22 protein-coding genes and 1 pseudogene are annotated in these 26,234 nt (G+C 74.5%); 14 read left to right on the forward strand and 9 right to left on the reverse strand.

Translation table 11 applies throughout. The features are described 5' to 3' along the window. Window positions 1-185: 185 nt before the first annotated feature. Together ABZ945_RS21585 and ABZ945_RS21590 are read right to left on the reverse strand one after the other, a co-directional pair. On the reverse strand, window positions 186-260 hold the full coding sequence (locus tag ABZ945_RS21585; protein ID WP_361272012.1) for a putative leader peptide: 75 nt from the start codon (window positions 258-260) through the stop codon (window positions 186-188). Between the two features lie 75 nt (window positions 261-335). Beyond that, a complete protein-coding gene (locus ABZ945_RS21590) occupies window positions 336-1,562 on the reverse strand; it encodes an ROK family protein (RefSeq protein WP_361271841.1) in 1,227 nt (408 codons plus the stop codon). 497 nt (window positions 1,563-2,059) lie between these two features. Between ABZ945_RS21590 and ABZ945_RS21595 the strand changes: the two genes are divergently transcribed. Continuing rightward, the gene (locus tag ABZ945_RS21595) at window positions 2,060-3,031 is read left to right on the forward strand and encodes a TauD/TfdA family dioxygenase (RefSeq protein ID WP_361271844.1); all 972 of its coding nucleotides are present in this window, start codon (window positions 2,060-2,062) and stop codon (window positions 3,029-3,031) included. A gap of 158 nt (window positions 3,032-3,189) precedes the next feature. Further along, window positions 3,190-5,154: a hypothetical protein gene (locus ABZ945_RS21600; protein ID WP_361271848.1), complete on the forward strand. Its 1,965-nt coding sequence runs from the start codon at window positions 3,190-3,192 to the stop codon at window positions 5,152-5,154. A gap of 80 nt (window positions 5,155-5,234) precedes the next feature. On the opposite strand, the gene ABZ945_RS21605 is transcribed toward ABZ945_RS21600, so the two are convergent. Beyond that, a complete protein-coding gene (locus ABZ945_RS21605) occupies window positions 5,235-5,657 on the reverse strand; it encodes a PPOX class F420-dependent oxidoreductase (RefSeq protein ID WP_361271851.1) in 423 nt (140 codons plus the stop codon). Between the two features lie 160 nt (window positions 5,658-5,817). Beyond that, window positions 5,818-6,414, reverse strand: a complete 597-nt coding sequence (locus tag ABZ945_RS21610) for a DUF4230 domain-containing protein (protein WP_361272015.1) — start codon at window positions 6,412-6,414, stop codon at window positions 5,818-5,820. Window positions 6,415-6,639: 225 nt separating this feature from the next. Between ABZ945_RS21610 and ABZ945_RS21615 the strand changes: the two genes are divergently transcribed. Both ABZ945_RS21615 and ABZ945_RS21620 read left to right on the forward strand, forming a co-directional pair. Further along, on the forward strand, window positions 6,640-8,031 hold the full coding sequence (locus ABZ945_RS21615; protein ID WP_361271854.1) for a S1 family peptidase: 1,392 nt from the start codon (window positions 6,640-6,642) through the stop codon (window positions 8,029-8,031). A gap of 133 nt (window positions 8,032-8,164) precedes the next feature. Further along, window positions 8,165-8,569 (forward strand): hypothetical protein, encoded by a 405-nt coding sequence (locus ABZ945_RS21620; protein ID WP_361271857.1) that lies wholly within the window; start codon window positions 8,165-8,167, stop codon window positions 8,567-8,569. A gap of 203 nt (window positions 8,570-8,772) precedes the next feature. Here the strand turns inward: ABZ945_RS21620 and ABZ945_RS21625 are convergent, their stop codons facing one another. Then, a complete protein-coding gene (locus ABZ945_RS21625) occupies window positions 8,773-9,144 on the reverse strand; it encodes a phage holin family protein (protein WP_361271859.1) in 372 nt (123 codons plus the stop codon). 217 nt (window positions 9,145-9,361) lie between these two features. Between ABZ945_RS21625 and ABZ945_RS21630 the strand changes: the two genes are divergently transcribed. From ABZ945_RS21630 to ABZ945_RS21650, 5 genes and pseudogenes are all read left to right on the forward strand, one after another. Beyond that, entirely contained in the window at window positions 9,362-9,730 is a 369-nt protein-coding gene (locus ABZ945_RS21630) for a hypothetical protein (RefSeq protein ID WP_361271861.1), read from the forward strand. A gap of 163 nt (window positions 9,731-9,893) precedes the next feature. After that, window positions 9,894-13,859, forward strand: coding sequence for a helix-turn-helix domain-containing protein (locus ABZ945_RS21635; protein ID WP_361271864.1), 3,966 nt, complete (start codon window positions 9,894-9,896; stop codon window positions 13,857-13,859). 122 nt (window positions 13,860-13,981) lie between these two features. Next, window positions 13,982-14,860: an NlpC/P60 family protein gene (locus ABZ945_RS21640; RefSeq protein ID WP_361271867.1), complete on the forward strand. Its 879-nt coding sequence runs from the start codon at window positions 13,982-13,984 to the stop codon at window positions 14,858-14,860. A 336-nt stretch (window positions 14,861-15,196) separates the two neighbouring features. Then, complete coding sequence (locus tag ABZ945_RS21645; RefSeq protein ID WP_361271870.1) at window positions 15,197-17,872, forward strand: fibronectin type III domain-containing protein; 2,676 nt, start codon at window positions 15,197-15,199, stop codon at window positions 17,870-17,872. A gap of 180 nt (window positions 17,873-18,052) precedes the next feature. Continuing rightward, window positions 18,053-18,787 (forward strand): annotated as a pseudogene (locus ABZ945_RS21650) (thiamine pyrophosphate-binding protein). Between the two features lie 197 nt (window positions 18,788-18,984). On the opposite strand, the gene ABZ945_RS21655 reads toward ABZ945_RS21650, so the two are convergent. Next, window positions 18,985-19,140, reverse strand: coding sequence for a DUF6131 family protein (locus ABZ945_RS21655; RefSeq protein WP_248632905.1), 156 nt, complete (start codon window positions 19,138-19,140; stop codon window positions 18,985-18,987). A 147-nt stretch (window positions 19,141-19,287) separates the two neighbouring features. Between ABZ945_RS21655 and ABZ945_RS21660 the strand changes: the two genes are divergently transcribed. Continuing rightward, window positions 19,288-20,508: an FAD-dependent monooxygenase gene (locus tag ABZ945_RS21660; protein ID WP_361272018.1), complete on the forward strand. Its 1,221-nt coding sequence runs from the start codon at window positions 19,288-19,290 to the stop codon at window positions 20,506-20,508. Between the two features lie 32 nt (window positions 20,509-20,540). Here ABZ945_RS21660 and ABZ945_RS21665 read toward each other — a convergent pair whose 3' ends face one another. Continuing rightward, window positions 20,541-20,969 (reverse strand): ATP-binding protein, encoded by a 429-nt coding sequence (locus ABZ945_RS21665; RefSeq protein WP_361271874.1) that lies wholly within the window; start codon window positions 20,967-20,969, stop codon window positions 20,541-20,543. Between the two features lie 185 nt (window positions 20,970-21,154). Here ABZ945_RS21665 and ABZ945_RS21670 point away from each other — a divergent pair, with 185 nt between their 5' ends. Continuing rightward, complete coding sequence (locus ABZ945_RS21670; RefSeq protein ID WP_361271877.1) at window positions 21,155-21,694, forward strand: hypothetical protein; 540 nt, start codon at window positions 21,155-21,157, stop codon at window positions 21,692-21,694. A gap of 125 nt (window positions 21,695-21,819) precedes the next feature. After that, window positions 21,820-22,020: a hypothetical protein gene (locus tag ABZ945_RS21675; protein ID WP_361271880.1), complete on the forward strand. Its 201-nt coding sequence runs from the start codon at window positions 21,820-21,822 to the stop codon at window positions 22,018-22,020. 247 nt (window positions 22,021-22,267) lie between these two features. On the opposite strand, the gene pgm is transcribed toward ABZ945_RS21675, so the two are convergent. Continuing rightward, on the reverse strand, window positions 22,268-23,908 hold the full coding sequence (gene pgm / locus ABZ945_RS21680) for a phosphoglucomutase (alpha-D-glucose-1,6-bisphosphate-dependent) (protein ID WP_361271883.1): 1,641 nt from the start codon (window positions 23,906-23,908) through the stop codon (window positions 22,268-22,270). 271 nt (window positions 23,909-24,179) lie between these two features. On the opposite strand from pgm, the gene ABZ945_RS21685 reads away from it, so the two are divergent. Next, window positions 24,180-25,172, forward strand: a complete 993-nt coding sequence (locus tag ABZ945_RS21685) for a DUF72 domain-containing protein (RefSeq protein WP_361271886.1) — start codon at window positions 24,180-24,182, stop codon at window positions 25,170-25,172. Between the two features lie 31 nt (window positions 25,173-25,203). Next, on the forward strand, window positions 25,204-25,347 hold the full coding sequence (locus ABZ945_RS21690) for a hypothetical protein (RefSeq protein ID WP_361271889.1): 144 nt from the start codon (window positions 25,204-25,206) through the stop codon (window positions 25,345-25,347). Window positions 25,348-25,475: 128 nt separating this feature from the next. Here ABZ945_RS21690 and ABZ945_RS21695 read toward each other — a convergent pair whose 3' ends face one another. Continuing rightward, entirely contained in the window at window positions 25,476-26,099 is a 624-nt protein-coding gene (locus ABZ945_RS21695) for a Type-2Aa cytolytic delta-endotoxin (RefSeq protein WP_361271892.1), read from the reverse strand. Between the last annotated feature and the right edge of the window lie 135 nt (window positions 26,100-26,234).

The raw sequence follows: 26,234 nt of genomic DNA on the forward strand, positions 1-26,234 counted from the left end.
GGCCGCCGCACACGCGGGAATCAGGGGTTTCCCGGGAAACCGTTGCCCGGGAAACGGGGGAGGGCTGTGGAAGATCAGGCGATGACCGCGCGCCGCCGGACCGCCGAGCGGGCAGCGGCGTACCGGGTCATCGGGATGTGATCACAGGGAACGGGGCCGCGGCAGAGGGCGCGCGGCCGGCGGCGTCAACAGCCGCGGACCGCACAGACCGCGCTGGCCTGCCGACAGAGGTCGACGTGCCTGCGAGAGGTGAGGCGCATGTCCGGATTCACGTCGAGCAGAATGTCAGCGGCCCGGTGGAACGGTCAACGCTCTGTCTCGGAACTGACGCGGTATCAGTGACGGGAAGCGGTCGGAAGCAGCCCCGCCAGACCGCTGAAAGGGGCGCTGAACAGCGGGTTCATCAGTACGGTGCCACCTGCCACCGGAAGCACCGCCGGTCCGGCATATGGACTGATGATGCGTTCCGGGTCCTGGCAGACATGGGACAGGTCGACCGCGGCGCCCCGGATCTCCTCCAGATAGGACGGCTCCAGCAGGCTCGACTGCTCGGTCACCAGCAGTACTTCGGGGTTGAGCACGTCCAGCAGCAGCGCCACCGCGCGGCCCACCGCCCTGGCCCGCTCCCGAAGCAGCCGGTCCGCCCGCCCGTCCCCGGCCGCCGCCGCGTCCACCAGCAGGCTGGTGGACGGCTCCGGAACGATGCCGCGCCGCACCGCCATCCGTGCCAGCGCGGTGTCCGAGGCGGCCGCCTGGAGGCAGCCGAGCCGCCCGCACTCACAGGGGACCGTGGAGTCCGGCACCGGCAGATGGGCCACATCCCCGGCGGCGGACCCCGGACCCTGGTGGACCACCCCGGCGATGCCCAGGGCCGCGTCCACCACGTTTCCCACGAAGAGATGGACCAGGCTGCGCCGGGCCGCCGGAGCGCCGAACAGGATCTCCGACTGGGCCACCGCCCGCGCATGGTTGTCCAGCCGTACGGGCAGACCGGTGCGCCGGGACAACTCGGCGGCCAGCGGCCGGCCGTGCCAGCCCAGTGCCTCGTGCCGCACCACCGTCCCGTCGTCCGGCCGCACCCATCCGCCGACCGCGCAGCCCACCCCCAGCAGCGGCCGGCCCTGGCCCGCCTCGGCGAGGAAACGGCTCAGCCCGTCGGCCACCCGGGCGGGCAGCTCGTCCGGGCCGAACCCGTCGTGCCGCAGGGACCGCCGATGGACCACCCGGCCCCGCAGGTCCATCAACCCGAAGGTGGACAGGGGCACCCCGATATGCACCCCGGCCGCCAGCGGCCCGCCCGGCTCACCGGTGTTCAGGTCCAGCGGGGTCTGCGGCCGCCCCACCCCACCGGGCGCCGCCGTCGCCGGCAGCTCCCGCACCAGCCCCAGGGCGATCAGATCGGCGCACTGCCGGGAGACGGCGGCCGGACTCAGCCCCGATGCCACCGCCACGGCACCCCGGGACACCGGACCCCGGTCCAGCACCGCCCGCAGCACCGCGGCGGCATTGGCGTCCCGCCGCCCGTCGCCCGCCATCCGTGAACCGACCGGCTCCCACACCATCCCTCTGACCCCTCTTCCGGGCGCCCTCCAGGGGTGCCGACTCCGGAGGGACGGCCGACCCGTCCCCGTACGGCCGCGTTGCCCGCCGCAACCGCCGTGTTGCGGCGCCGTGAAATGCGCGAAGCGGCGGGTCCGCAGCCGCCACCCGGGCCGACGGTCATCCCGGGATCTCCATCGCCGCCGCGAAACCGCAGGTCAGCGCGGCGACGGAGAAGCTCCGGGCGAGGCCGGGGCCGGACGCGTCCGGCCCCGATTCAAGCAGGCCGCGCGGCCTCGCGGTTGCCCGGTCCGGCCTTGACGCTCCCCGACCGCACTGCCACGCTCCTGGCCATGGCCCGCGGCACCGGCTCTCCGCCGCCGCTCTTTCTTCCGCTCCGGAAGTAATTCGCTCCCACCCCTGGCGCCCGGCCGGACGCCCCAAGCGGCCACCACGGCACCTCGCAGCCACCGCACCGGCACCCACCCCGCTCCCACCGCACTCACCGAAAGGCCCCACCATGGCTTCTCCGGTCACCACCGACGCCCCCACCACCGCCCCGGCCCCCGCCGCGCCGCTGCCAGAGGTCCAGAAGCTCGGCGGACGGATCGGGGCCGTCCTCACCGGCGTACGGCTCGGCGGCGACCTCGCCCCCGAGACCGTGGCCGCCGTCCGCGCCGCGATCCTGGAGCACAAGGTCGTCTTCTTCCGCGACCAGGGCCAGCTGGACGAGGACAGCCACGAGGCCTTCGCCCGGCTGCTCGGCACCCCCGTCGCCCACCCGACCGTGCCCTCCTCCGACGGGCGCTACGCCCTGGGCATCGACTCCGACCACGGCGCCCGCGCCAACCAGTGGCACACCGACGTCACCTTCGTCCCCGCCTATCCGGCCCTCTCCATCCTGCGGGCCGTCACCATCCCGCCGTACGGCGGCAACACCCTGTGGGCCAACACCGCCACCGCGTACACCGGACTGCCCGAGCCGCTGCGCGCCCTCGCCGACAGCCTGCGGGCGGTGCACTCCAACGACTACGACTACGCGGCCCTGCGCCCCGACGCCCTGCCCGAGGCGCTGGCCCAGTACCGCGAGGTGTTCACCGCGGTGAAGTTCCGCACCGAGCACCCGGTGGTCCGGGTGCACCCCGAGACCGGCGAACGCAACCTGCTGCTCGGCAACTTCGTCCAGAAGATCGCCGGACTCACCGGCCAGGACTCCCGGGTCCTGTTCGACCTGTTCCAGTCGCACATCGAGCGCCCCGAGAACACCGTGCGCTGGCAGTGGCAGGTGGGCGACGTCGCCATCTGGGACAACCGCGCCACCCAGCACTACGGCACCGACGACTCCGACGACCATGTCCGCACCCTGCGCCGGGTCACCGTCGACGGTGAGGTGCCGGTCGGCCCCGACGGCCGTGCCTCGGTGCTGCTGGAGCCCTCGGAGGTGCCCGAGCCGGCCTTCGGCCCCGCCTCCGGAGCCGGTGGCGCCGCCTGACCCCCGGCGCCCTCGGTGCCGGTGGGGTCAACGGTGCACCGTTGACCCCACCGAGGGGGGCGGTGGAACTCCTGTCGTACCACCCGTCGATGTGACGGTGACGACGGACGCTCGTTGTGCACACCAGTCGAGTCGCACGTGCAACGAGCCGAGGTCCCATGCCCACACCGCGGGAACCGTCGCCGAAGGTCCCCACCGCCCCCGCCGGACAGCGCCCGGGTATCGAGGAGGCGGAAGCCGTCCTCGTCGAGCACTACGGGCGGCTGGTCCGCCTCGCCCACCTGGTGCTGCCCCCGGCCCTCGGCCGCCATCGCCGGGTGGTGGCCGCGCACGCCGTCGTCCAGGACGCGCTGCCGCACACCCCGGGCCCGGCCCGTGCGCACGGCGAGGGGGAGTGGAGCGGCGGATACGTCTGGATACGGGAACGGGTGCTGCGCGCCGCCCTCCGCCATGAGCGCCGCACCCGGCGCGCCCGCCCGTACCCCCCGCGGCTGCCGCTCGTCCTCGGACTGCGCCTCTCCCCGCACACCGGCGGCGCCGGAGAGCTGGCCCTCGGCCGGGCGCTGGCCCAGGTGCCCGCCGCCGCACGGGCCGCGCTCGCCCTGCGGCTGCTGGAAGGGCTGGCCGAGCCGGAGACCGCCGCGGTGCTGTCGGCGGCCGGCGTGGCGGACCCGGACGCCGCGATCACCGCGGCCGGCCGGCTGCCCGGGCTGTCCGACGGATCCGCCCGGGCCCTGCTGGACGCCGAGGAGTTCGACCCCAACCGAGTGCGGCTGTACCCCACCGATCTGCTGCGCCGCCGCTACCGCGCCCGTACCGCCGCCACCGCGTTCGTCGCGGCCCTCCTCGCCGTCTCCGCCCTCACCGCGGTCCTGGCCTCGGCCGACCGGGACGGGCTGCCGGACGACGCCAAGCCCGCGGCCCCCGCACGGACGGCCGCCGGCACCTCGCTCACCGACCCCGGCACCCTGCGCACCACCCCGGCCGGCCGCTGGGCCGACACCACCCGGCTGGACTTCACCGCCTGGCCCGCCCGCGGCGACCGGCGAGGCGACCGCGCACTGCTCGGCCGCGCCCTGAGCACCTGGGCCGACGGCCGCCGGGCCCATACCGTCACCACCACCCCCGGCACCCCGGCCGCCCCGCCCTCCGGCCCGTCCCAACTGCTCTTCGCCGCCGACGTGGACGGCACCGCCGTGGTCCTGCTGCACGACGCCGCCACCGACCGGGTCGCGCGCTACGCGGAGGCGGCCGGAGCGGCCCGGCCCACCCTGGACATCGCCCGCGCCGACGACGCCTCGGTGACCACCGCGGCCGCCCTGGTCCTCACCCGGACCCCGACCACCGTCCGCTACCTCCTCGCCCCCTGGATCGCCCAGGCCGGCACCCGGGACCTACTGCGCCCCGCCGAGGCGACCCGGCCGTTCACCGCCGCCGGCGGTGTCACGCCGCCGCTGCCCGTGCCGGCCGCGGGGGGACCGTGCACCTCCTGGCCGGTGCTCAGCCTGCGCTCCTCCGCGCAGATCGTGGAGCAGCACGCCTTCCTGGCCACCGACCTCGGCGAGCCGTCCCCGGCCCATCTGACGCACACCCCGCCACCCGGCAGCGGTGCCCCGTCCCGCCAGCCGCGCGAGGCGGTCAGCCGCTCGGCCCTGGACAGCTGGGCGCGCAGCGCCTGCCTCCTCACCGACCTGCGCGGGGACGGGGTGCGCGCCGTCAACGACTGGGTGTACGCGCGCCAGACGCTGCCCGACCGGGCGGGCGCCGCCGCCTGGGTGTGCACCCGGGCCGACACCTGGCGCGGGCCGGGCAGTGTCCGGGTGCAGTTCCAGCCGCCCGCCACCGGCCGCCCGCGCCCCGGCACCGTGGTGGCCGAGCGGCAGTCCACGGCCGCCTGCAGCCGGTTCGGCCAGCATGTGGTGGCCGGGACCCGCTGGCGTTCGCCGCGCGGCCCCTGGTACGCGCTGGCCGCGGGCAGTCGCCATATCGTCCGGATCCGCCTCTCCGGCGGTGTCTCCACCGAGGCGCGCGGCCCGGTCGCGGCGGTCCGGGCGGCCCCGGGCGCACCGGTCCGGGTCACCGGCTACCAGTCGGACGGCACCCCGCTGGCCCCGCTCGGCTGACCGAGGTCGCGGACGGCCCGTTGAACGCGGGCCGGGGCGGACGGGAGCCGTCTCCCGTCCGCCCCGGCGCCCCCGGGCTCTCAGCCCACCTGGTCGCTGTCCTTCATCGAGCCCCAGCCGTGCCAGCGCTCCACCTCGATCCACGCGCTGACCCGGCCGCGGTCCCGCCGCGGGTACTCCTTGCCGCTGTACTGCCGGGCCAGCCGGTCGATGTCCACCAGCCCCTCGTCCTCGCGCAGCTCCACGACCCGGCCGATCAGGCTCACATGGGTGTACCAGGAGTCCTCGTCCAGCACGGTGAGCGTCACCCGCGGGTCCCGGCGGACATGGTCCAGCCGCTTGCGGCCCTCGTCCATGTTGACCAGCACCCGGCCGTCGTCCTCCCACAGGTACCAGGTGGCCGTGGAGACCGGCTGGCCGTCCGACCGCAGCGTGGAGAGCACGGCCGGGTTCGGCTTGCGCAGCAGGGCGACGGCCTCCTCGGGCAGCGGGGGCTTGGACATGCTGTTCCTCGTCGGTCGATCCGGTCCGGCCGTCCTGCCGGAACCGCTCGCAGCCTACGCCCGGAGCCTTGCCGACCAGGGGCGGCCGCGCGCGTGCCGCCGGGTCGACCGGGCCGTTTCCCTCGTCGTTTCCCGTGTTGCCTCGGGAGGTCTCCCGGGCTCAGACGTACACCACCGTCACCTGCTCGAAGCCCAGCGAGCCCAGCAGCCCCTTGAGCATCGTGGTGGTGTTGCGTTCGGCGCGCGCGGTCAGCCCGCTCTCCGCCGCCGCCTCCCCGATGCGCTGGGCCGCCAGCCGCTGCACCGCGCGCTCGTCGTTCGGGTTGTCGGAGAAGATGTCGCCGAGCCGGTCCAGCAGCCCGCGCTGCTTGGACACCGCGTAGGACCGCTCCGGGTCCAGGGCGGGCGAGCCCAGCGCGGCGCGCGGCAGCCGGATCGAGGCGGAGGTCCGCTCCTCGTTCACCGTCACGTCCTTGGGCCCGGTCTTCCCCAGGTCCACATAGGCGCCCACGGTGCCGGCCCCCACATACAGGGTGCGGGTGCCCCGGACGGCGTCCGGCAGGAACTTCGCGTCCTTCTCCAGGTCCACCACGATCTGGTAGGAGCCGGCCGCTCCCTCGTAGCGGCTGAGGTCCTGGATCGACTGGAGCAGTGCGGGCCCGGACCGGTCCTTGGTCTCCTCGCCCAGCAGATCGTCCCAGCCGGGGACGACATCGAACCGCGCGGCGACGGTGAACAGCACCACCAGCACCAGCAGCCCCGCGGGGACGGTGAACCACCACGGGGTTCTGCGGCGCGCGGGCTTCGCGCGCGGGAGCTTTTCGTCGGAGGTCTCCACGCGTACCTGATGCCCCCGCCGGACGGGAAAACTCCCGTGCCTCGTACGCCCGTTCACCACCGCACCGAGGCTGAACCACTCCGCCCGCCCGTACGTATGGAGGTGGGACCCGCCCTGGACCAACGGATCGCTCGGGAGCTCACCATGAGGCACGCACGGCGCACACTCCGACGGGCCATCCGGTCGGCGGCCGTCGGAGGTCTGCTCTGCGGGGCGCTGATGGTGTCGGACGCCATGGCCGGCGAACCCGGTGAAGCGGGCGCGTCGGTGGCCCGGGCGCCCGGTGAGGTGGTGGCCGAGACGATGCGGCGGCTGGGCCCGGCCAGGACGGCGGGCGGCTGGACCGGGCGGGACGGCAAGCCCGTGGTCGCGGTGACGGACCAGGAGGCCGCCGCCGAGGTCCGCCGCGCGGGAGCCAGGGCCGAGGTAAAGCGGCACAGTCTGCGGGAGCTGCGCGCCGCCGCCGAGGCGCTCGGACGGGCGCCCCGGATCACCGGCACCGCCTGGTCGCTGGACTACGCGGCCAACCAGGTGACCGTCTACGCCGATCGCACCGTCTCGGCCGCCGACTGGGACCGGATGTCGGACACCGCCCGGCGGGCCGGCGAGGCCGTGCGGATGCGGCGGACCGCGGGGGAGTTCACCCTCCGGCTGGACGGCGGGGCCCCGATGCTGGGCCGCACCGGGCGCTGTTCGGCCGGGTTCAACGTCACCGACGGGAAGGACAACTTCGTGCTGACCGCGGGGCACTGCGGCGCCGTCGGCACCCCCTGGTTCCGTGCGGTCCGCGGCACCGGCCGCCCGCTGGGCACCACCGTCGCGGGAACCTTCCCCGGTGCGGACTTCGCCCTGATCCGGTACGAGGACCCGGACGCCTTCGACGGCACCAACGCCGTGGAGGTCGGTCAGGGCCGCAGCGTCGCCGTGGTGGGCGCCGCCGATCCGGTCGTCGGGCAGCGGGTGTTCCGCAGCGGCAGCACCACCGGGCTGCGCAGCGGCCGGGTGACCGCGCTCGGTGCCACGGTCAACTACCGGGAGGGCACGGTGACCGGTCTGATCCAGACCACCGTCTGCGCCGAGTCCGGGGACAGCGGCGGTCCGCTGCTCGCCCAGGGCGTCGCGCTCGGCATCACCTCGGGAGGCAACGGGGACTGCACCCAGGGCGGTGTGACGTTCTTTCAGCCGGTGACCAGCGCCCTGTCCCGGCTGGGGGTGCGGATCATCGACGGCCGGCTGCCACCCGGTACGCCGCCGTCCACCTCGCCGGCTCCCACCTCGTCCCCGACCGCCGCCCCGTCCCAGGATCCCTCCGCGCCCGCCGGCGGCAGCACCGGTGGCAACGCGGCGGCCGGCGCTCCGCCGGAGGCCGGTCCGGCCCGCCCGGCGGTCACCTCGATCGTGCAAATCCCCCTGCTGCTCACCGGCTTGGTGGTGATCGGGGTCAGTCTGATCGGGCTGGGAGCGGTCCGCTGGCTGCTCACCGAGCGCGCCGACCGGGACGAACTGCGCACCTCCTACGCCCAGAGCTGGGGCTGACCGGCGGCGAGGGGCCCGCACGGCTGGACGGGGTACACCGAAACAACCGCGCCGTGTCGAATAATCCGGTTATCGCCCCATGTGCTTACGTTTCCGGTGTAGCCCTTCCCCTTCCTCACCTGGGAGACAGCGCATGCGTCAGTTCGTACGTACCTGGGGTGCCGGAATCGCCGCCGCCGTGGTGGCGGGCTCGGTCGGCACGGCGGTCGCCGTCGCCTCGCCGGCCCCCGCGCAGCACCGGCCGGCCGCCGCGGTGGCCCCCGCCTACTCGGCCAAGTCCTCCGCCAAGAGCGTGCGGGCCTGGCAGCAGTTCCGGGTCCGCGGCATCGCCCAGAACGTGCGCCCCGGCAGCCGGGTCACCCTCCAGCAGAAGCTGGGCGAGCGCCGCTGGGTCACCCTGCCGGCGTCGATGAACACCAACTCCCGCTCCGCGTACAGCATGCGCGTGGTGCTCGGTATGAAGGGCCACAACAAGCTGCGCCTGGTCGACAGCCGCCGCCGGGTCGTCTCCCCGGTGATCGACGTCTGGGTGCGCTGACCCCGGACACCGGCCCGGCGCACACCCCGTCCGGCACACACGACGGACGCCTCCACCGGCTCGACCGGGGGAGGCGTCCGTCGTCTCTCCGTGTTCTCGGTGTTTCTCGGTGTTTCTCGGTTTTGTCGGTGTTTCTCTGTGTTCTCCGCCCGTGTCTTCCTCCGGGCGGGCATGCGGCGGATCCGTTCCAGGAGGGGCGCGGATCAGCCGTTGGCGATCTCCTCCACGGTCCGCGCCACCGTGTCCCGTGTCACCTCCAGGGTGTCGCGGGACGCCTCGCGAGCCCGGCGCAGCCTGACCTGGCCGTAACGGAACAGCGCGGAGGCGCCGGTGGCGTACGCCAGGGTCAGCGCCCCCGCCGCCAGCTCCGGCGACCATGCCTTGGCCAGTCGCTGCTGGATGGCCGAGTGGGCGGTCAGTGCCGCCAGCAGCCCGCAGGCACCTCCGGCCGCGATGGCCGACAGCCCTCCGCGGGTCTCCTCGACGGCCTCCGCCACCGTCTCACCCAACTCCTCGCGTGCGCTCATCGCTTCCTCGACCACCACGGCCACCACATCCTGGGCTGAATCCGGCATGCTGCCCGCCTACCCGCCGCGCCGCCGCTCATACGAGGCCGCGCGTTCCTAACCGGGCATCCGCGCGGGGGTTGCCCATGGTCGCGGGAAACCACAGCTCACGGGGGGTTTCCCAAGCCGGTCACGGAAGGGCGACGGGCAACCCGTCGATCCCGCCCCGGGGGCCGGGCACGCTGAAGCCGTCAACTCCGGCACCACCACCCAAAAGGGGAGAACCATGCGTTCCCAGCTTCTGCGCGGCCTTGCCGCCTTCGCCACCGCCACCGCCGCCGTCCTCACCCTCAACGCACCCGCCGAGGCGCGGCCGGCCGCCGACTGGGCGGGCTGCCCCTCCGGCGCGGTGTGCATCTACCCCGAGAACCAGAACCCCGCCGTCCGGCCGACCCATGTCTTCTACCGGTACGGCGCCCACAACCTCAGCAACCAGTTCGGCAACCACTGGGTGCTGAACAACCAGACCGGTGGGGCGACCGCCAACCTGTGCACCCGGGTCAACGGCGGTGGCTGCGGCAACCCGATCGACGCCCAGACCGGCGTCTACGCCGATCTGACCCCGATCAACTCCATCCGTCTCAACCGCCCCTGATCTCCCGTCAGGTAACCGGGGCCGTCGATCGGCGGCCCCGGTGGCGTGTTGTCGCCACAGCGGGTGAGAGGTGGCCCCCATGTCCGTCACTCAGGGTAACGTCTGTCAGGTCGCTTCTGTTACCGAGCGCTCACGGAGCGCACGCGAAGCCCTGGGGGACGCCATGGGGGAGCACCAGCAGTACCGAGCCCGGAAGGTCCCGGCCGCACCGGCCGGCGCCTCGCCGGGGGACTTTCCGACCGAGCTGCGCCGACTGCGGATGCGGCGCGGGCTGTCACTGGCCGACCTGGCCCGCCGCACGCACTACAGCAAGGGCTATCTCAGCAAGATCGAGACCGGCGCCAAACCGGTGACCGACGAGGTGGCCCGGAGCTGCGACGACGCACTGCGCGCCCACGGCAAGCTGCTGCGGCTCGTCCCGGCGGCACGCGTCCCGTCCGACGGGCCACCGCCGGCACCCGGGTCCGGCGCCCCCGCGGACACCGGCTGCCCCTACCGCGGGCTGAGGCCCTTCACCGCGGGGGAGTCCGGCTGGTTCTTCGGCCGTGAGCAGGCCACCACCGCACTGGTCGAGCGGGTCTTCGAGCGGATCGGCGGCGGACCGCTGCTGCTGGTCGCCCCGTCCGGCGCGGGCAAGTCCTCCGTGCTCAACGCCGGTCTGCTGCCGACCCTGCGGCGGCCCGGCGGCTTCCCCATGCCGGGCGCGGACCGCTGGCCGGTGGTGGTGTGCACCCCCACCGCCCGGCCCCTGGAAGAACTGCTGGAGCGCACGGCCAAGGTTCTGGGTACCGACACCGGGGTCACCGCCGACCAGCTGAGGGACCACCCCGCCGCACTGTCCCAGGCCCTCAGCCGGCTCACCGACTGCGCTCTCCCCGCCTCCACTCATCCCGGCGCACCGGACCGGGACCAAGGCCCGCACCGGGCGGCGACCTCTCGGGCGCGCCGCCGCCCACCCGTCCACCCGGTGCTGATCGTGGACCAGTTCGAGGAGCTCTTCACCCTCTGCCCCGACGACGCCGAGCGGCGCGCCTACGCCCGGGTGCTGAGCGCCCTGGCCACCACCGCCACCACCGGCGCGGGGAGATCGGCCGGGGCGGACACCACCGGGGCGGACGCGGCCGAGGAGAGCGGGGCCGAAGACGGGCCTCTGCCCGCCATCGTGGTGCTCGGCGTCCGGGCGGACTTCATCGGCCGGTGCCTGGGCCTGCCGGAGCTCGCCCCGGCCCTCACCGACGGGCTGTTCGCGCTGGCCCCGATGACCGGCACCGAGCTGCGGGAGGCCATCACCCGCCCCGCCCGGCTGGCCGGCCTCCGGCTCGAAGCCGGCCTGGAGCAACTCCTGCTGCGCGACGCGGGGCTGGGCACCACCACCCCGCACCGGACCGGCCCCGCCCCCGCCGGGGCGCTCCCTCTGCTGTCCCACGCCCTGATGGCCACCTGGCGGCAGCGGGCGGGGACCCTGCTGACCGTCGCCGGATACGAGCGGACCGGGGGCATCCAGGGCGCGGTCGCCCGCACCGCCGAGGAGGCCTTCGCCACCCTCTACCCCGACGAGCAGCGCACCGCCCGGCGTCTGCTGCCCCGGCTGGCGCATCTCACCGACGGCGAGGGCGCCACCCGCCGGAGGGCGGAGCGCGCCGCGCTGGAGGACCGGCCCGCCGCGGCCGCCGTCCTCGACCGCTTCGCCCGCGCCCGCCTCGTCACCGTCGACCGGGACACCGTCGAACTCACCCATGAGGCGCTGCTGCACGCCTGGCCCCGGCTGCGCGGCTGGCTCGCCGCCGACCGCGCGGGACTCCTGATCCACCAGCAGCTGGCCCAGGCCGCCGCCGAATGGGAGCACGAGGACCGCGACCCCTCGCTGCTCTACCGCGGCAGCCGGCTGGAGACCGCCCGCTCCTGGGCCGCCGACCCGGGCGCCACGGGTCGGCTGGGCCCGGTGGAGGCCGACTTCCTCACCGCCGGGCAGGCGGAGGAGGACCGCCGCCTGCGGCAGGCCCGGCGCCACACCTGGCTGCGGCGCGGGCTGCTGGCCACCCTGGTCGTCCTGCTGGCCGTCGCCCTGGCCGCCGGCACGGTCGCCCAGCGGCAGCGCTCCGACGCCCTGCACCAGGAGCGGACCGCCCGCTCCCGCGCCCTCGCCCTGGAGTCGGCCGCGCTGGCCGCCGGCCGCCCCGAGGCGTCCATGCTGCTCGCCGCGGCCGCCTACCGCGCCGCCGGCACCCCGGAGGCGCTGGGCGCGCTGCTCAGCACCCAGTCACAGCCCTTCTCCGCGCGCCTCACCGGCCATCGCGGCCCGGTCAACGCGGCCGCCCTCAGCCCCGACGGCGCCCTGCTGGCCACCGCCTCCTCGGACGGCACGGTGCGGCTGTGGCGCACCACCGACCACCGCCCTGTCGCGGTGCTGCCGGTGGCGGGCCGGGTCCGGGCCGTCGCCTTCAGCGCCGACGGCCGTCTGCTCGCCACCACCTCCACCCGGGGGCCGGTCCGGCTGTGGGACCCGGCCCGCCGCCGGGCGGTGGGCGTCCTGCCGGCCACCACCGCCGCCCGAGCCCTCGCCTTCGACCCGCTCGGCCGCACCCTGGCCACCGCGGGCGCGGACGGCCGCATCCGGATCTGGCCCGCGCGCGGCGGCCCGCGCCCCCAGGCCGTGCTCACCGGCCACACCGGTGAGGTCAACGCCCTCGCCTACGGGCCCGACGGGTTCAGCCTCGCCTCCGCCGGGGCCGATCACACCGTCCGCCTCTGGGACACGGCCCTGGGCCGCCCGCGCGCCGTGCTGCACGGCCACACCGACACCGTGCTGGGGCTGGCCCTCGCACCGGACGGACGCGCCCTCGCCAGCGGCGGCGCCGACCGCACCGTCCGCCTCTGGGACACCGCCGACGGGCAGGCCACCGCGGTGCTGACCGGCCACAGCGACGACGTCAACGCGCTGGCGTACACCCCGGACGGCACCACCGTGGTCAGCGCCGGCGGCGACGGCACCACCCGGCTGTGGGACGTCCGCACCGGCCGGACCACCGCCAGTCTGGCCGGGCACACCGACTATGTGCTGGGGGTCGCGGTCGACCCGCGCGGCGGGTTCCTGGTGACGGCCGGCTTCGACCAGTCCGCCGTGGTCTGGGACCTCAGCGGCCCCACGCTCGCCTCCCGCCCCTTCACCGAGATCCGCCAGCTCGCCTACAGCCCGGACGGCACTCTGCTCGCCACCGCCGACACCGACCGCACGGTCCGCCTCTGGGACGTGGCCCGCCGACGCGGCGCCGCCACCCTCACCGGCCACCGGGGCGCCGTGAACGCGGTCGCCTTCGCCCCGGACGGCCGGACCCTGGCCTCGGCCGGCACCGACGGCGCCGTCCATCTGTGGGACGTCCCCGCCCGCCGCCCCCTGGGCACCCTCCCCGCCTCCCGCCAAGCCCTGTTCGCCGTGGCCTTCGCCCCCGACGGCCGCACCCTGGCCTCGGCGGGCGCCGACCGCACGGTCCGCCTCTGGGATGTGCCGGGGCGCCGGCCGCTCGGAGAGCTGCCCGGGCACACCGACTTCGCCAACGCCGCGGCGTTCAGCCCGGACGGGCGGCTGCTCGCCACCGCCGGCGACGATCTGACGGTGCGGCTGTGGGACGTACCGAGCCGCCGGGCGCTCGCCGTGCTGACCGGCCATCGGGGCGCCGTCCGCTCGGTGGCCTTCTCACCCGACGGGCGGACCCTGGCCAGCAGCGGCAACGACGGCACCGTACGCCTGTGGGACCCGGCAGAGCGGCGCGCCGTCGCCGTCCTGACCGGCCACACCGGTTCGGCCCGCGGTGTCGCCTTCTCCCCGGACGGACGGCTGCTGGTCAGCGGCGGCAGCGACCGCGCGGTGCGGCTCTGGGACCTCGCCGGGCACACCCCGCGCGCCGCGCTCACCGGCCACACCGGCGCCGTCTGGGCGGTCGCCTTCGCCCCCGGCGGCCGCACGGCGGCCAGCAGCGGCAGCGACGGCAGCGTCCGGCTGTGGACCCTCGACCCGGCGACCAGGCTCACCGCGGTCTGCCGCTCCCTGGACACCCTGCCACCCGCCGAACGCCGCGCGCTCACCGCGCTCCTCACCATGCCCGCCCCCGCCCCCTGCCCCACCCCCTGACCGGCCCCGCCCCGCCCCGCTCCGCACCACCGCACCGCCTCCACCGTCCCCGACCCGACCACCCCTCCCTCCACCGCCTCCGCCGCCGACCCCGCCCGCGACTCCGAAGGAGCGTCCCGACCATGACCCCGCCCCGCCGCACCGGCCCGCTCGGCGTACTCGCCGCACTGCTGGCCCTCGTCCTCACCGCCCTCTCCGCCGCACCGGCCTCCGCCACCCCGCCCAGGGCCGGCACCCCCGCCGCCCGTGCGGAGTGCGCCCCGCTGGCCCTCGGCGGCTCCGCCCTCGCGGAGAGCGCCGTCGCCGCCGCCTGTGAACACGTCGCCGCCGGCACCTGGTACACCTGGGGCGGCGGCCATGGCGCGCAGCCCGGCCCGACCTACGGCCAGGTCGATCCCAGCGACCCGGCCAGCGAACACGACCCCGAGCGGCTCGGCTTCGACTGCTCCGGCCTGGTCCGGCACGCCTACGCCCGGGCCGCCGGCGCCGACATCCTCAACGGCACCGCGGCCGTCCAGCACTACACCCACCGCACCGCCGCCCGGTTCACCGCCGCCGACGGGCTCGCCCCGCTGCTCCCCGGCGACCTCCTGGCCTGGGGGACCACCCAGCACCCGCACCACATCGCGATCTACCTGGGCGAGGGGCGGATGGTGGAGGCCCGCCAGTCCGGGACGAAGGTGATGGTCTCGGACGTCCGGCTGAGTGGCGGCTACCTCGGCGCGGTGCGGATCACCACCGGCGCGGTGGACGGCCACCTCTTCCGCACCTGGGGCAGCGGGGTGTGGACCAAGGCCCGGCCCGCGCTCGCCGCCGCGCGGGTGTATGCCTTCCCCGGCCCGACCACGGTGCGGGTGCGGTGCCAGGCACACGCCGAACAGGTCACCGCCGAGGGCTACACCAACGACGCCTGGTCCTATCTGCCGGACTACCGGGCCTGGGTGACCAACATCTACCTCCAGGGCCCGGCCTGGCTCCCCGGAGTGCCCACCTGCCCGTGAGAACAGATCCGGCGACACGCGCCGCGTCCCAGTGCGGCGTTCCAGGCAGGACACAGGTGGCCTGGTCCGGAGTGCCTTCCGCGTTCCAGCGTCCCGGATCGCCGGCCTTCCGTAGCGGCTGGGACGGGTCCTCCCGCAGGCTCCCGCCGCGGGGCGCCCGGGAAGCACGCGCCCCGCCTGCTGATGTCCGATGCCATGAAGGGAGTCAAGGACATGCTGAACGGCATGGCCCCGCGGGGCCCGTTACGCCCGAGACCGGGGAAGACAGGCAGGAGACGTCGAGCGCGCCATCCCGCACACCGCCATCTGCTGACTCTCGTCGTCTCCCTGGCGCTGATGCTGGTCGCGGCCACCGAGTCCGCCGGGGCCCAGGGCCGTGCGGCGGCACCGGCCCGCATCTGCGCGACGCACGCCACCCCCGCCGCCGTCGCCCACGGCCGGCAGGGTCCCGTGACCCTGAGCGTGGGCTGCGCGGACGAGGCGCGCGAAGACCTTCGCGCGCTGGCCAAGAGCGGCGACGACCTGGTGGCGGTCTTCGACTTCACGGACGGCGAGCAGGTACGCGAGCTGACCCGGGACGTGGTCGAGCGGTCGCGTGCCGACCGGAGCGCGGGCCTGACCCTGGGGGAGTCGTTCATCAGATTCGCCCAGGAGAACAGCGTCGGCATCTATCCGCCGAGTGAGGGAGGCCCCGAGTACGACGGGGAGCTGTTCGCCGTCGGCGACAGTCTGGTGATGGTGAGTCCGGCGGGTGGCCTCAGGGCCGAGGCCAACTGGTGGCAGAAGACCATCGCCGCGCTGGCCGCCACGGCCCTGATGGCGGTGGCGTCGGCGGCGTGCCTGCTCGCCTTCAATGTGGGAGCGCCCGCGGCCGGTCCGGTGTGCGCCGCCGTCGGAGGGGCCGTCATGGGCCTCTTCAACGAGCTGTTCAACGCGGCGTTCGACGGCAGATCGCTCGGGGACGGCGATGTCTGGGCGGAGGCGGTGGCCATGGCCGTGATGGGCGCGCTCGCCGGAACCGGTCTCGGGTCGGCGGCCGCGAAGTTCGCCACCGAGGGAGCTCCCACCATGGTGGCGCGGCTCCAGACCGGCCTGCGGGACCTCGCGACCAGGGTCAGGAACTGGGGCAATCCGCTGGAGTACATCGCGCACAGCCTGGAGGGCTGGGGGCCGAGGCTCGCCGAGGCCCTGGCCCGGGCCCAGGAGGGCGTACGGGACACGCCCCGAAAGGTGATGGTCGTCGGCGACTCCATGACCCAGGGCGCCGAGGGCGACTGGACCTGGCGCTACCGGCTGTGGCAGTGGTTCAGAAGCCAGCACATCGACGTCGACTTCGTCGGCCCGTACCGGGGGACCAAGACCCCCAACGCCCCGGTGGCCCCGTCCAGACCACCGCTCCCGGGAGAGGCCCCGGGCTCCTCCCTCGACGACCCGCCGGTCCTGGGCGCGTACGCCAGAGGGGTGTCGCCGGACTTCGACAGCGACCACTTCGCCGTCTGGGGGCGCCAGGTGGCACAGGACAAGAAGCTGATCGGCCGGATGGTCGCGCAGTACCAACCCGATCTGATCCTCGTCGGCCTCGGGTTCAACGACATGGGCTGGTTCGTCAGCGGCGCCCAAGGCACGCTCGACAGCATGAAGGAGCTGATCGACCACGCGCGGGATGCCAGACCGGGCGTCCGGTTCGCCGTGGCCAACGTCCCCCAGCGCTCCTTCATCGAGGGCCGTCAGGACCTGCCGGTCACCACCGCCGACTACAACGACCGGCTCGGCAAGGCGGTGTCCTCCTGGAGCACCCGCCTCTCCCCGGTGGAACTGGTGGACTGGGCCGGCGCCTACGACTGCGGGCCGGCCGGGTGCCCTGCGGGATACGACGGCCTGCACCCCAACGCGCTCGGCGAGTTCCAGATCGCACGGGCCTTCGAGCTCACGCTGCACCAGCACTTCGGCATCGGTACGTTCGTCCCCGACATCCCGGCCTCGCCCCCGGCCCGCCCGGCTCCGGCCGTGCCCGGGCCCGTCGCCGAGTCCGTGCCCACCGGCATCAAGGTGACCTGGCGGCCGGTCTTCGGCGCCCGCGGCTACACCGTGCGCAGCCGTCTGGTGGGCTCCGCCCAGTGGAGCGAGATACCCGTCGCCACCAACCGCTTCGACACGACCTGGACGGCCGACGGTCTGAACTGGGAGTACCAGGTCCGTACGGACAACGCCGGTGACGGCAGGTCGGCCTGGTCACCGACCGTCAGTGCGGTGGCGCACCCCAGGACGGCGGCCCCACCCGAGAAGATCGTGACCCGCGCCACCGTGACAGGGGTCGATGTGTCCTGGCAGCCCGCCAAGGGCCCCCACACGGAGCACATCGACCGCTATGAGGTCATCACCTGGGACCGGGACAGCCCCGGCGCGTTCCTGGAGAGCAAGGCGGTCAGGGGCACCTCCCTGCATGTCGACGGCCTCAAAGCCGGCCACCGCTACCTCGTCGCGGTCGTCACCTGGAACGATGTGGGCGGTGGCCTCCCCGGCGGCGGCAGACCGGTGACGGTGGGCGCGGGCACACCCCCCGCGCCCACGGATCTCACGATCAGATCCGTCGACCCCGTGACCGTCCAGCTGAACTGGAAGGGTTCGAGGGAAGCGGCCGGCTACCGGGTGTGGATACGCGACAACTACCGGGGCGGCGGCTTCACGGCCGACGAGGTCATCTCGGACACCCCCGAGCGGGGCATCACCTTCCTGTTCCCCGGCAACTGGAACTACGACTTCTGCGTCACCGCGGTCAACGGCGCCGCGGAGTCGGGCAGGTCGAACTGCGTGGCCCTGTCGAAGCCGCCCCCGACGGACCCGATCGAGCCCCCGTCCACCGGCAGGCCCCCGACCACGGGGAAGTCCCCGTCGGCGAAGCAGACCCCCGCCCAGACAGGTGCGGCGGGGCTGAGTCCGGCCCTCGGCGAACTCCTCCGTCTGCGCGCCCACTCGGCCCCCAGCGCCATGGCCGACATACCGGCGGGCTGAGCGGCGGAGGGCGTGGCCTCGGGTGCGGCCGTCCGCGCCCGAGGCCACGCCCTGTCGGCCGTCCGCGTCTTCGCCGCCGTCCACGGGTCACCCGGCAGGGCGTCCGCCTCCGCCGGTCCGGCGGGGGCCTGCCGGGGCCAGTCGGCCCCGACCAGCGGAAACGGGGTGGCGATGGCCAGCATGAAGGTGTCCGACTACATCCTCCACCGGGTGCGCGAGTGGGAGGTCGAGCAGGTGTTCGCCTACGCGGGTGACGGCATCAACGGCCTGCTCGCTGCCTGGGGGCGCGCCGGGAACCAGCCGAAGTTCATCCAGGCCCGCCACGAGGAGATGGCCGCCAACAGCTGCCCAACCTCATCGACCGGGCCATCCGCACCGCCTACGCCCGGCGCTCCGTGACCGCGATCATCATCCCGGCCGATGTGCAGGAGCTGGACTACACCCCGCCGAAGCACGCCTTCAAGATGGTCCCCTCCAGCATCGGCACCGGCAATCGACATCGACCCGCACATGATCGGGCTGCGCTACCCCTTCGAGGTCAACCTGGTGGGCGACGCCCGCGAGACGCTCCAGCGGCTGCACCGCAAGGAGAGCCGCTTCGAGGAGTCGCAGGCCCTCCCGGACCTGCCCTACGCCGATATCGCCCGGAGCATCGGGCTGGGCGGTACGCGGGTGGAGAAGCCCACGCAGGTGGAGCAGGCCTGGGACCGGGCCCTGGCCGCCGGCGGCCCGTTCGTGATCGACTTCCGCACCGATCCGGCGGTGCCGCCGATCCCGCCGCACGCCGAGCTGGACCAGATCGAGGCCGCCGCGGCCGCCGTCCTCCAAGGGGACAGCGACACCGCCTCGGTGTTGAAGCAGGGCATCAAGGCCAAGGTGCAGGAGTTCCTGCCCGGCACCCGCCACCGCTCCTGACGACCGCCCCTGACAACCGAGAAAGCCCCGTGCCACCCCGGCGCCGTCGGAACGGCGGTCGGGATGCCACGGGGCTGTCGGCCCGATACGGATCGAACGGATCGATCGGATTGAGGGGCGTTCGGCACATGGCGTGTACCGGGCACCGGCGCCGGGGACCACCGGCGGCGGTGGGGTGTCCCCAGGGCGTCATCGGGTCAGAAGTAGTGCTTCCGACCACCCACCGCGTGACCCACGGCCCCCAGGATCCACAGGACCGCCCCGATCACCAGAAGGATGACACCGATGGTCCACAGAATGCTGATGCCAGTGATGGCACCGATGATGAGCAGGATGAGCCCGAGAATGATCATTTTTCCTCCGTTCGCGCACCGTGACTGACCTTCGAGTGTCCGCCGAACGGCGTCGCAAACCGATGGAGTCGAGGATCGTTGATCTCGTCTTTATCCCCTGCTACGTTGCGTCACCCCTTGACCGCGCAACGCATCGGAGACGTGTCCGTGCAGATCGCCTGTGTCGGCGGTGGACCCGCCGGCCTCTACCTCTCCATCCTGATGAAACGGCGCGACCCCGCCCATGAGGTCACCGTCTACGAACGCGCCCCGGCCGGCTCCACCTACGGCTGGGGCGTGACCTACTGGGGCGGGCTGCTCGACCGGCTCGAACAAGGCGACCCCGAGACCGCCCGCGCCGTCCGCGAGCGCTCGGTGCGCTGGAACGAGGGCGTCGCCCATATCCACGGCAGCACCACCTCCCACCACGGCGACGAGGGCTTCGGCATCGGCCGCCACACCCTGCTGACCGTCCTCGCCGAGCGCGCCGCCGCCCTCGGCGTGCGCCTGGAGCACCGCCGCACCGTCACCGACCGGGCCGAGCTCGACGGCGCGGACCTCGTGGTCGCCTGCGACGGCGTGCACAGCGCCCTGCGTACCCCGCACGCCGAGCACTTCGGCACCGCCGTCACCGGCGGCCGCAACCGCTACGTCTGGCTCGGCACCACCAAGGTCTTCGACGCCTTCACCTTCGCCTTCGTGCCCACCGAGCACGGCTGGATCTGGTGCTACGGCTATCGCTACGACACCGACCGCAGCACCTGCGTGGTCGAGTGCTCCCCGGACACCTGGACCGGACTCGGCCTGGACCGGGCCGCCCCCGCCGAGGGCCTCGCCCTGCTGGAACGGCTCTTCGCCCACGTACTGGACGGCCACCCCCTCTCCTGCCGCCCCGACGGCGGCCGCGGCGGCGCCCGCTGGCTCACCTTCGGCACGGTCACCAACCACCGCTGGCACCACGGCAACCTGGTCCTGGCGGGGGACGCCGCGCACACCACCCACTACTCGATCGGCGCGGGCACCACGCTGGCCCTGGAGGACGCCATCGCCCTCGCCGACGCCCTGGACGCTCCCCTGCCCCTGGAGGCGGCACTGAGCCGCTACGGGCGGCAGCGGCGCTCGGCCCTGCTGCCGGTGCAGAGCGCGGCCCGCTACAGCGCACGCTGGTACGAGGAGCTGCCCCGCTACACCGCGCTGCCGCCGGAGGAGATGTTCGCCCTGCTCGGCCAGCGCCACTCGCCGCTGCTGCCGTATCTCCCGCCCCGGCTTTACCACCGGCTGGACCGGGCCGCCGACCGGCTGGAGGCGCTACGGCGGCTCAAGCGCCGGGTCGGGCCGCTGCTGGCCCGCTCGCTGCACCCCCGTACACCCACGCCACCCACCGCCTGACGGCCACGGGCCCGGGCGAGGGTGGTCGCGGACTACCAGGGCAGGAAGAGGTGGATCTCCTTGCCGTCGTCCCCCGGCACCACGCTCACCTCGTCGGCGAGTGCCTGGATCAGATGCCAGCCGATGCCGCCGCCCTTCGACGGGTGGTAGCGGCGCGGCTCCGGAGGGTCCGGGTTGGTGTCCGCGACCACCACATGGATGCCGTCGAAGGTCCTGCGCAGCGAGAGCACGAAGGGGCCTGGCGCGTACTGGATGGCGTTGGCGGCCAGCTCGCTCACCGCCAGCAGGATGTCGTCGCGGTGCTCCGCGGAGGCGGGCGGCTGACCGAGCGCGAGCGTGCCCAGGTAACCCGCCGCGGCCAGCCGTGCCGCGGTCACATCGCCCAACTCCCCCGGGAAGGGCACGGTGACGCTGTCGGCCGCCTCGGAGAGGGGGTCGCCCCACAGGGGGTCGCTGGACATGTCGCCTTCCTGTCCGTCGGCTCTCTTCCTTGCACTGTCCCTGCCGACTTCCCCCGGTTCGGTGAGCGATGCATCGTGTCTGCGCGGACACGGATCGTGACAGCCGCTACGGCGTCATGGCGGGGCGTCCAGCGGGCAACCGACGAGAAGTCAACCTAGCTTCTCACGAGGGGAGTTGCCCGCCGATGAGTGGACTCAACCGGTGGCTGATCAGACACTTCTGGGCGCAGCTGGCACTGTCGGTGGTCGCCGCCACCGCCGTCCTGCTGCTCCTGCACGCCACCCACCCGGGCAGTGACTGGGGGCTCTACGGCATCCCCGGGGGCATCGGGATCGGCGCCGTCCTCTACGCCCAGCGGCGCAGGCAGAAGGAACTGGTCGGCGGGACGACGGAGGGTCTGGTGCGGGTGGAGGAGGCGCTGGTCAAGGAGCAGGTGCCCGAGGAGCCCCGGGAGCGCGCGGCGCTGTCCCGTGTGGTCGAGCAGCGTCTGAAGGCCACCCGCCGGCGCCCGGTGGCGCTCGCCCTGCTCTATGCGATGTTCGGCGTCATCTTCGCCGTGATCGCGCTGAGCGGCGGCGGACCCTCGCTGATCGTCTACGGGCTCATCTTCGCCGGGTCGCTCTTCTGGATCACCTGGGCCGGGGGCCGGCAGCGCGGCAGGCTGGAGCGGATGGGCAGCGCCCTCGGTCTGCGCGAGGGCGCCCGGGGGAGCGGTACCGCCTGACGGCTCCCGACCCCACCCCCGCCCGCACGGTCCAGCGCGTGCGGGGCCGGGGCCGCCGTGTGACGCTGGCGCCGGTGCCGCCCCGGCGCCAACGAGCAGCCACGCCGACCCGAAGGGGAGCAGCCGTGAACCAGCTGGGAGACAAGCCGGAAGAGATCCGCAAGCACCTCACCGAGGAGAAGCACCCCACCGACCGGAAGGACAAGGCCTCACGCCCCGAGCCGGGGCAGGAGCGGGAGGCGGAGAGCCCCACCGACGGCCGCCCGGACCCCTCCGAAGACCCCGACCCGGCCGACGGCTCCCCGGCCCCCGGCGCCCACGACTGAGCCCGTCAACGCCCCCGGTCCCGGGCCTCGGCCGACGGCCCCCCGGCACCCACGACTGAGCCCGTCAACGCCCCCGGTCCCGGGCCTCGGCCGACGGCCCCCCGGCACCCACGACTGAGCCCGTCAACGCCCCGGATCCCCGCCGGGCCGACCGCCGCCGGCCCCCCGGCACCCACGACTGAGCCCGGCTGCCGAAGGCCGGGCGGTCGGCGAGCACCGTACGTACCCCCGGCCCCGGCCGGGCCCCTCACCCCTGGAGCGCCGCCGCGACCACCGTCCGGGCCTCCTCCTGGACCTGGGCCAGGTGCTCCGGGCCCCGGAAGGACTCCGCGTACACCTTGTAGACGTCCTCGGTACCGGAGGGGCGGGCCGCGAACCAGGCGTTCTCGGTGGTGACCTTGATGCCGCCGATCGGAGCGCCGTTGCCCGGGGCCTCGCTCAGCACGGCGGTGACCGGCTCCCCGGCCAGCGTGCCGGCGGTCACCTGGGCGGGGGAGAGGCGGCCGAGCGCCGCCTTCTCCTCGCGGGTGGCCGGCGCGTCCACCCGGGCGTACGCCGGCTCCCCGAACCGCCCGGCCAGCTCCCCGTAGTGCTCGCTCGGCGTCCGCCCGGTGACCGCCAGGATCTCCGAGGCCAGCAGCGCCAGCAGGATGCCGTCCTTGTCGGTGGTCCACACCGAGCCGTCCCGCCGCAGGAACGACGCCCCGGCCGACTCCTCACCGCCGAAGCCGATCGTCCCGTCCGCCAGCCCGTCCACGAACCACTTGAAGCCGACCGGCACCTCCACCAGCTCCCGGCCCAGGTCCGCCGCCACCCGGTCGATCATCCCCGAGGACACCAGCGTCTTGCCGACGCCCGCGCCCGCCGGCCACTGCTCGCGGTGCCGGAACAGATAGCCGATGGCGACCGCCAGATAGTGGTTGGGGTTCATCAGGCCCCCGTCCGGGGTGACGATGCCGTGCCGGTCGGCGTCCGCGTCGTTGCCCGTCGAGATTCGGAACCGGTCCCGGCCCTCGATCAGCGAGGCCATCGCGTACGGCGAAGAGCAGTCCATCCGGATCTTCGCGTCCCAGTCCAGCGTCATGAACCGCCAGGTCGGGTCGGTGTACGGGTTGACCACCGTCAGGTCCAGCCGGTGCTGCTCGGCGATCCGGCCCCAGTACGCCACCGAGGCCCCGCCCAGCGGGTCCGCGCCGATGTGCAGCCCGGCCTCCCGGACGGCGTCCAGGTCCAGCACGGACGGCAGATCGGCGACATAGGCGCCGAGGAAGTCGTACCGCCCGGTGGTCTCCGCGGCCAGCGCCCGGGCCAGCGGGATCCGGCGCACCTCCTTCAGCCCGCCCGCGATGATCTCGTTGGCCCGCTCCTGGATCCAGCCGGTGGCGTCCGAGCCGGCCGGACCGCCGCTGGGCGGGTTGTACTTGAAGCCGCCGTCGGCCGGCGGGTTGTGGGAGGGCGTGACCACCACCCCGTCCGCCAGACCGGTGGAACGGCCGCGGTTGTACGTCAGGATCGCGTGCGACACGGCCGGGGTGGGGACATAGCCGTCGGCCTCGTCGATCAGCACCCGCACCCCGTTGCCCGCGAAGACCTCCACGGCGGTCGCCCGGGCCGGCTCGGAGAGCGCGTGGGTGTCCGCGCCGAGGAACAGCGGCCCGTCGGTGCCCTGCCGGCCCCGGTACTCGCAGATCGCCTGGCTGGTCGCGGCGATGTGGTCCTCGTTGAACGCCGCCGCCAGGGAGGAGCCGCGATGCCCCGAGGTGCCGAAGGCGACCCGCTGCGCCGGATCGGCCGGGTCGGGGTGCACGGTGTAGTACGCGGTCACCAGCCGGGCCACGTCCACCAGATCCTCGGGCCGGGTCGGCCCGCCCGCACGCTCGTTGGGCATCGGTTCCACTCCTCGCTGTCGCTTCCTCAGGTCGTTCGACGGCTCGGGCGCCCGGTGCCGTCCGGGCGATCGCCGGCCGCCGGCCGTGCCCGGCCCCCCGGCCATGATCGCCCGTGACGGCCGTCCCGTCCCGCCGTGTGCTCGTACGGGACCAACCCGACCATGCCCCGCCCGGGCGCCCCCACCCCCGCCCGGACCTGGTTTTCCGTCACACCACCGCCGGACGGACGCAGGTGGCCTCAGCTCCTCGGTCGCGGGTAGACGCGGCCGCATGGCAGAAGCGGCGGCAGCGGCAGCGGCAGAGGCGGGGATCGCGGTCGGTACGTGTTCCTGGACGGACCCCGCGTTGGTACGTTCCGGCTGGTACCCGCCCGGGCGCCGGGACGCCGAGGGGCGGCTGCGCCACTACGCCGAGCGGTTCCCGGTGGTGGAGGTGGACTCCTCGTACTACGCGCTGCCGCAGCTCCGCAACAGCGAGCGGTGGACCGAACGCACCCCGCCCGGCTTCCGATTCGACGTGAAGGCGTTCTCGCTGCTCACCGGGCACCCGACCCCGGCCGCCGCGCTCCCGCCCGATCTGCGCTCCGCCTATGCCCGGGCGCGCGGCCGGGGTGGGGGACGCGGCGCCGCTCCCCTGGACCCCGCACTGCTGGACGAGGTGTGGCGCCGGTTCGCCGCCGCACTGCGCCCGCTGCGGGAGACCGGCCGGATCGGCTCCGTACTCCTGCAGTTCCCGCCCTGGTTCCCGCCCGGCGCGGCCGCCCGCACCGCCCTGGAGAGCGCCCGCAAGCGGGCCGCGGAGTGGCCGGTCTCGGTGGAGTTCCGGCACCCGGACTGGTGGTCGGCCGACCACCACCGTGAGACGGAGGCGCTGCTGCGGGACCTGGACGCGGCGGCCGTCGCGGTGGACACCGTCCAGGGCCTGCCCACCTCGATGCCGCCCGTCGCCCCGGTCACCGCGCGCCACGCGGTGGTCCGCTTCCACGGCCGCAGCCCGAGCTGGGGCACCGGAGGCAAGGAGGACGCCTACCGCCACACCTACACCGACGCCGAACTCGCCGAGTGGCTGCCGCGGCTGCGCGCGATGGCCGACCGCGTCGAACGGGTCCATGTGCTCTTCAACAACTGCTGCGCGGATGCCGCCGTCCGGGCGGCCGAGGCCATGCGGCGGCTGCTGGATGAGGGAGAAGGCAGGGAAGAAGGCGAGGGAGAAGGCAGGGAGGAAGACGGCGGGCGGGGGCATCCCGGGCCGGTCCCGGGGTAGACGGACCGCAGACGGAATCCAGGAGGTTGCCATGGCCGGCGTGATCAACAGGATCAAGCAGTTCGCCCGCAGTCCGCAGGGGCAGCGCACCATCGCGTCCGCGCGCCGCGCCGCGGCGGACCCCCGCAAGCGGGCCCAGGCCCGTACCCTGCTCGGCCGGTTGCGCCGCCGCTGAGCGGCGCGCCCGACCGCGGACCCTGATCCTCCGGAGAGACCGGGCCCCCCTCCCGCCCGCCTCCCCGGACAGCCGGGGCCACCCGTCCGACGACGGGTGGCCCCGGCTTCTCTCGGTCCGGGGCACCGTCAGGGCAGGGCCGGTGCCTGCTCCCGACGTACCGTGAGGGCGTTCAGCCGGATGGTGAACCGCGCGGTGTCACCGGTCGTCAGGGCCCGTACCCCGGCCGGGTCGAGCGCCACCGAGACATTGACGCAGAAGGCGACGGCCAGCAACGCGTCCGGACGCTCGGCGTCCGGCAGGGCGAAGAGCAGATCGTAGAAGTAGCTCGTCCGCTCGGGCTCCTCCTGGTAGAAGGACAGATGGGTGCCGCGCTGCCCGGCCAGCCCGGTGAACACCTCGGTGAGCGCGGCCTCGGCCCGCTCCCAGAACGCCGGGTCGCCCGAGCCCTCGGGCAGCGACTGCCGTACCGCCTCCCGCAGCGACAGCACCATCACCTGCACCGGGGCGGTCTCCTGGAGTCCCCAGCCGCGCACGATCTTGACCGTGGCGGCGCCGGGGATGGCGGCCGCGGCCCGGCTGATCTCGCCGAAGTCGAAGTCCACCGTCGCCGGGGCGATCGCGTGCTGGAAACGCGCCTCGACCTCGCGCGCCGACTCCGCCACCGCGCCCTCCACCGCGAAGACCGTCCGGAAGGTGGACTTCCCGGCATCCGGTCCGGTGGTGGGTACGGCGGCGCTCACATCGGCCATGACTGCTCCTCATCGTGCGAGTGATCGCGCCCGCCGGTCAGTATGCCGCCTCGCCGAAACGATTCCGCAGGCACTCCCCGGCAACGGCCGGCCGGCTCGCCGGGGGCCGCCGTTCCCACGGACGGCCGTTCGCAC

The organism is Streptomyces sp. NPDC046887 (genome assembly GCF_040644755.1).
Lineage (GTDB): Bacteria > Actinomycetota > Actinomycetes > Streptomycetales > Streptomycetaceae > Streptomyces > Streptomyces lichenis.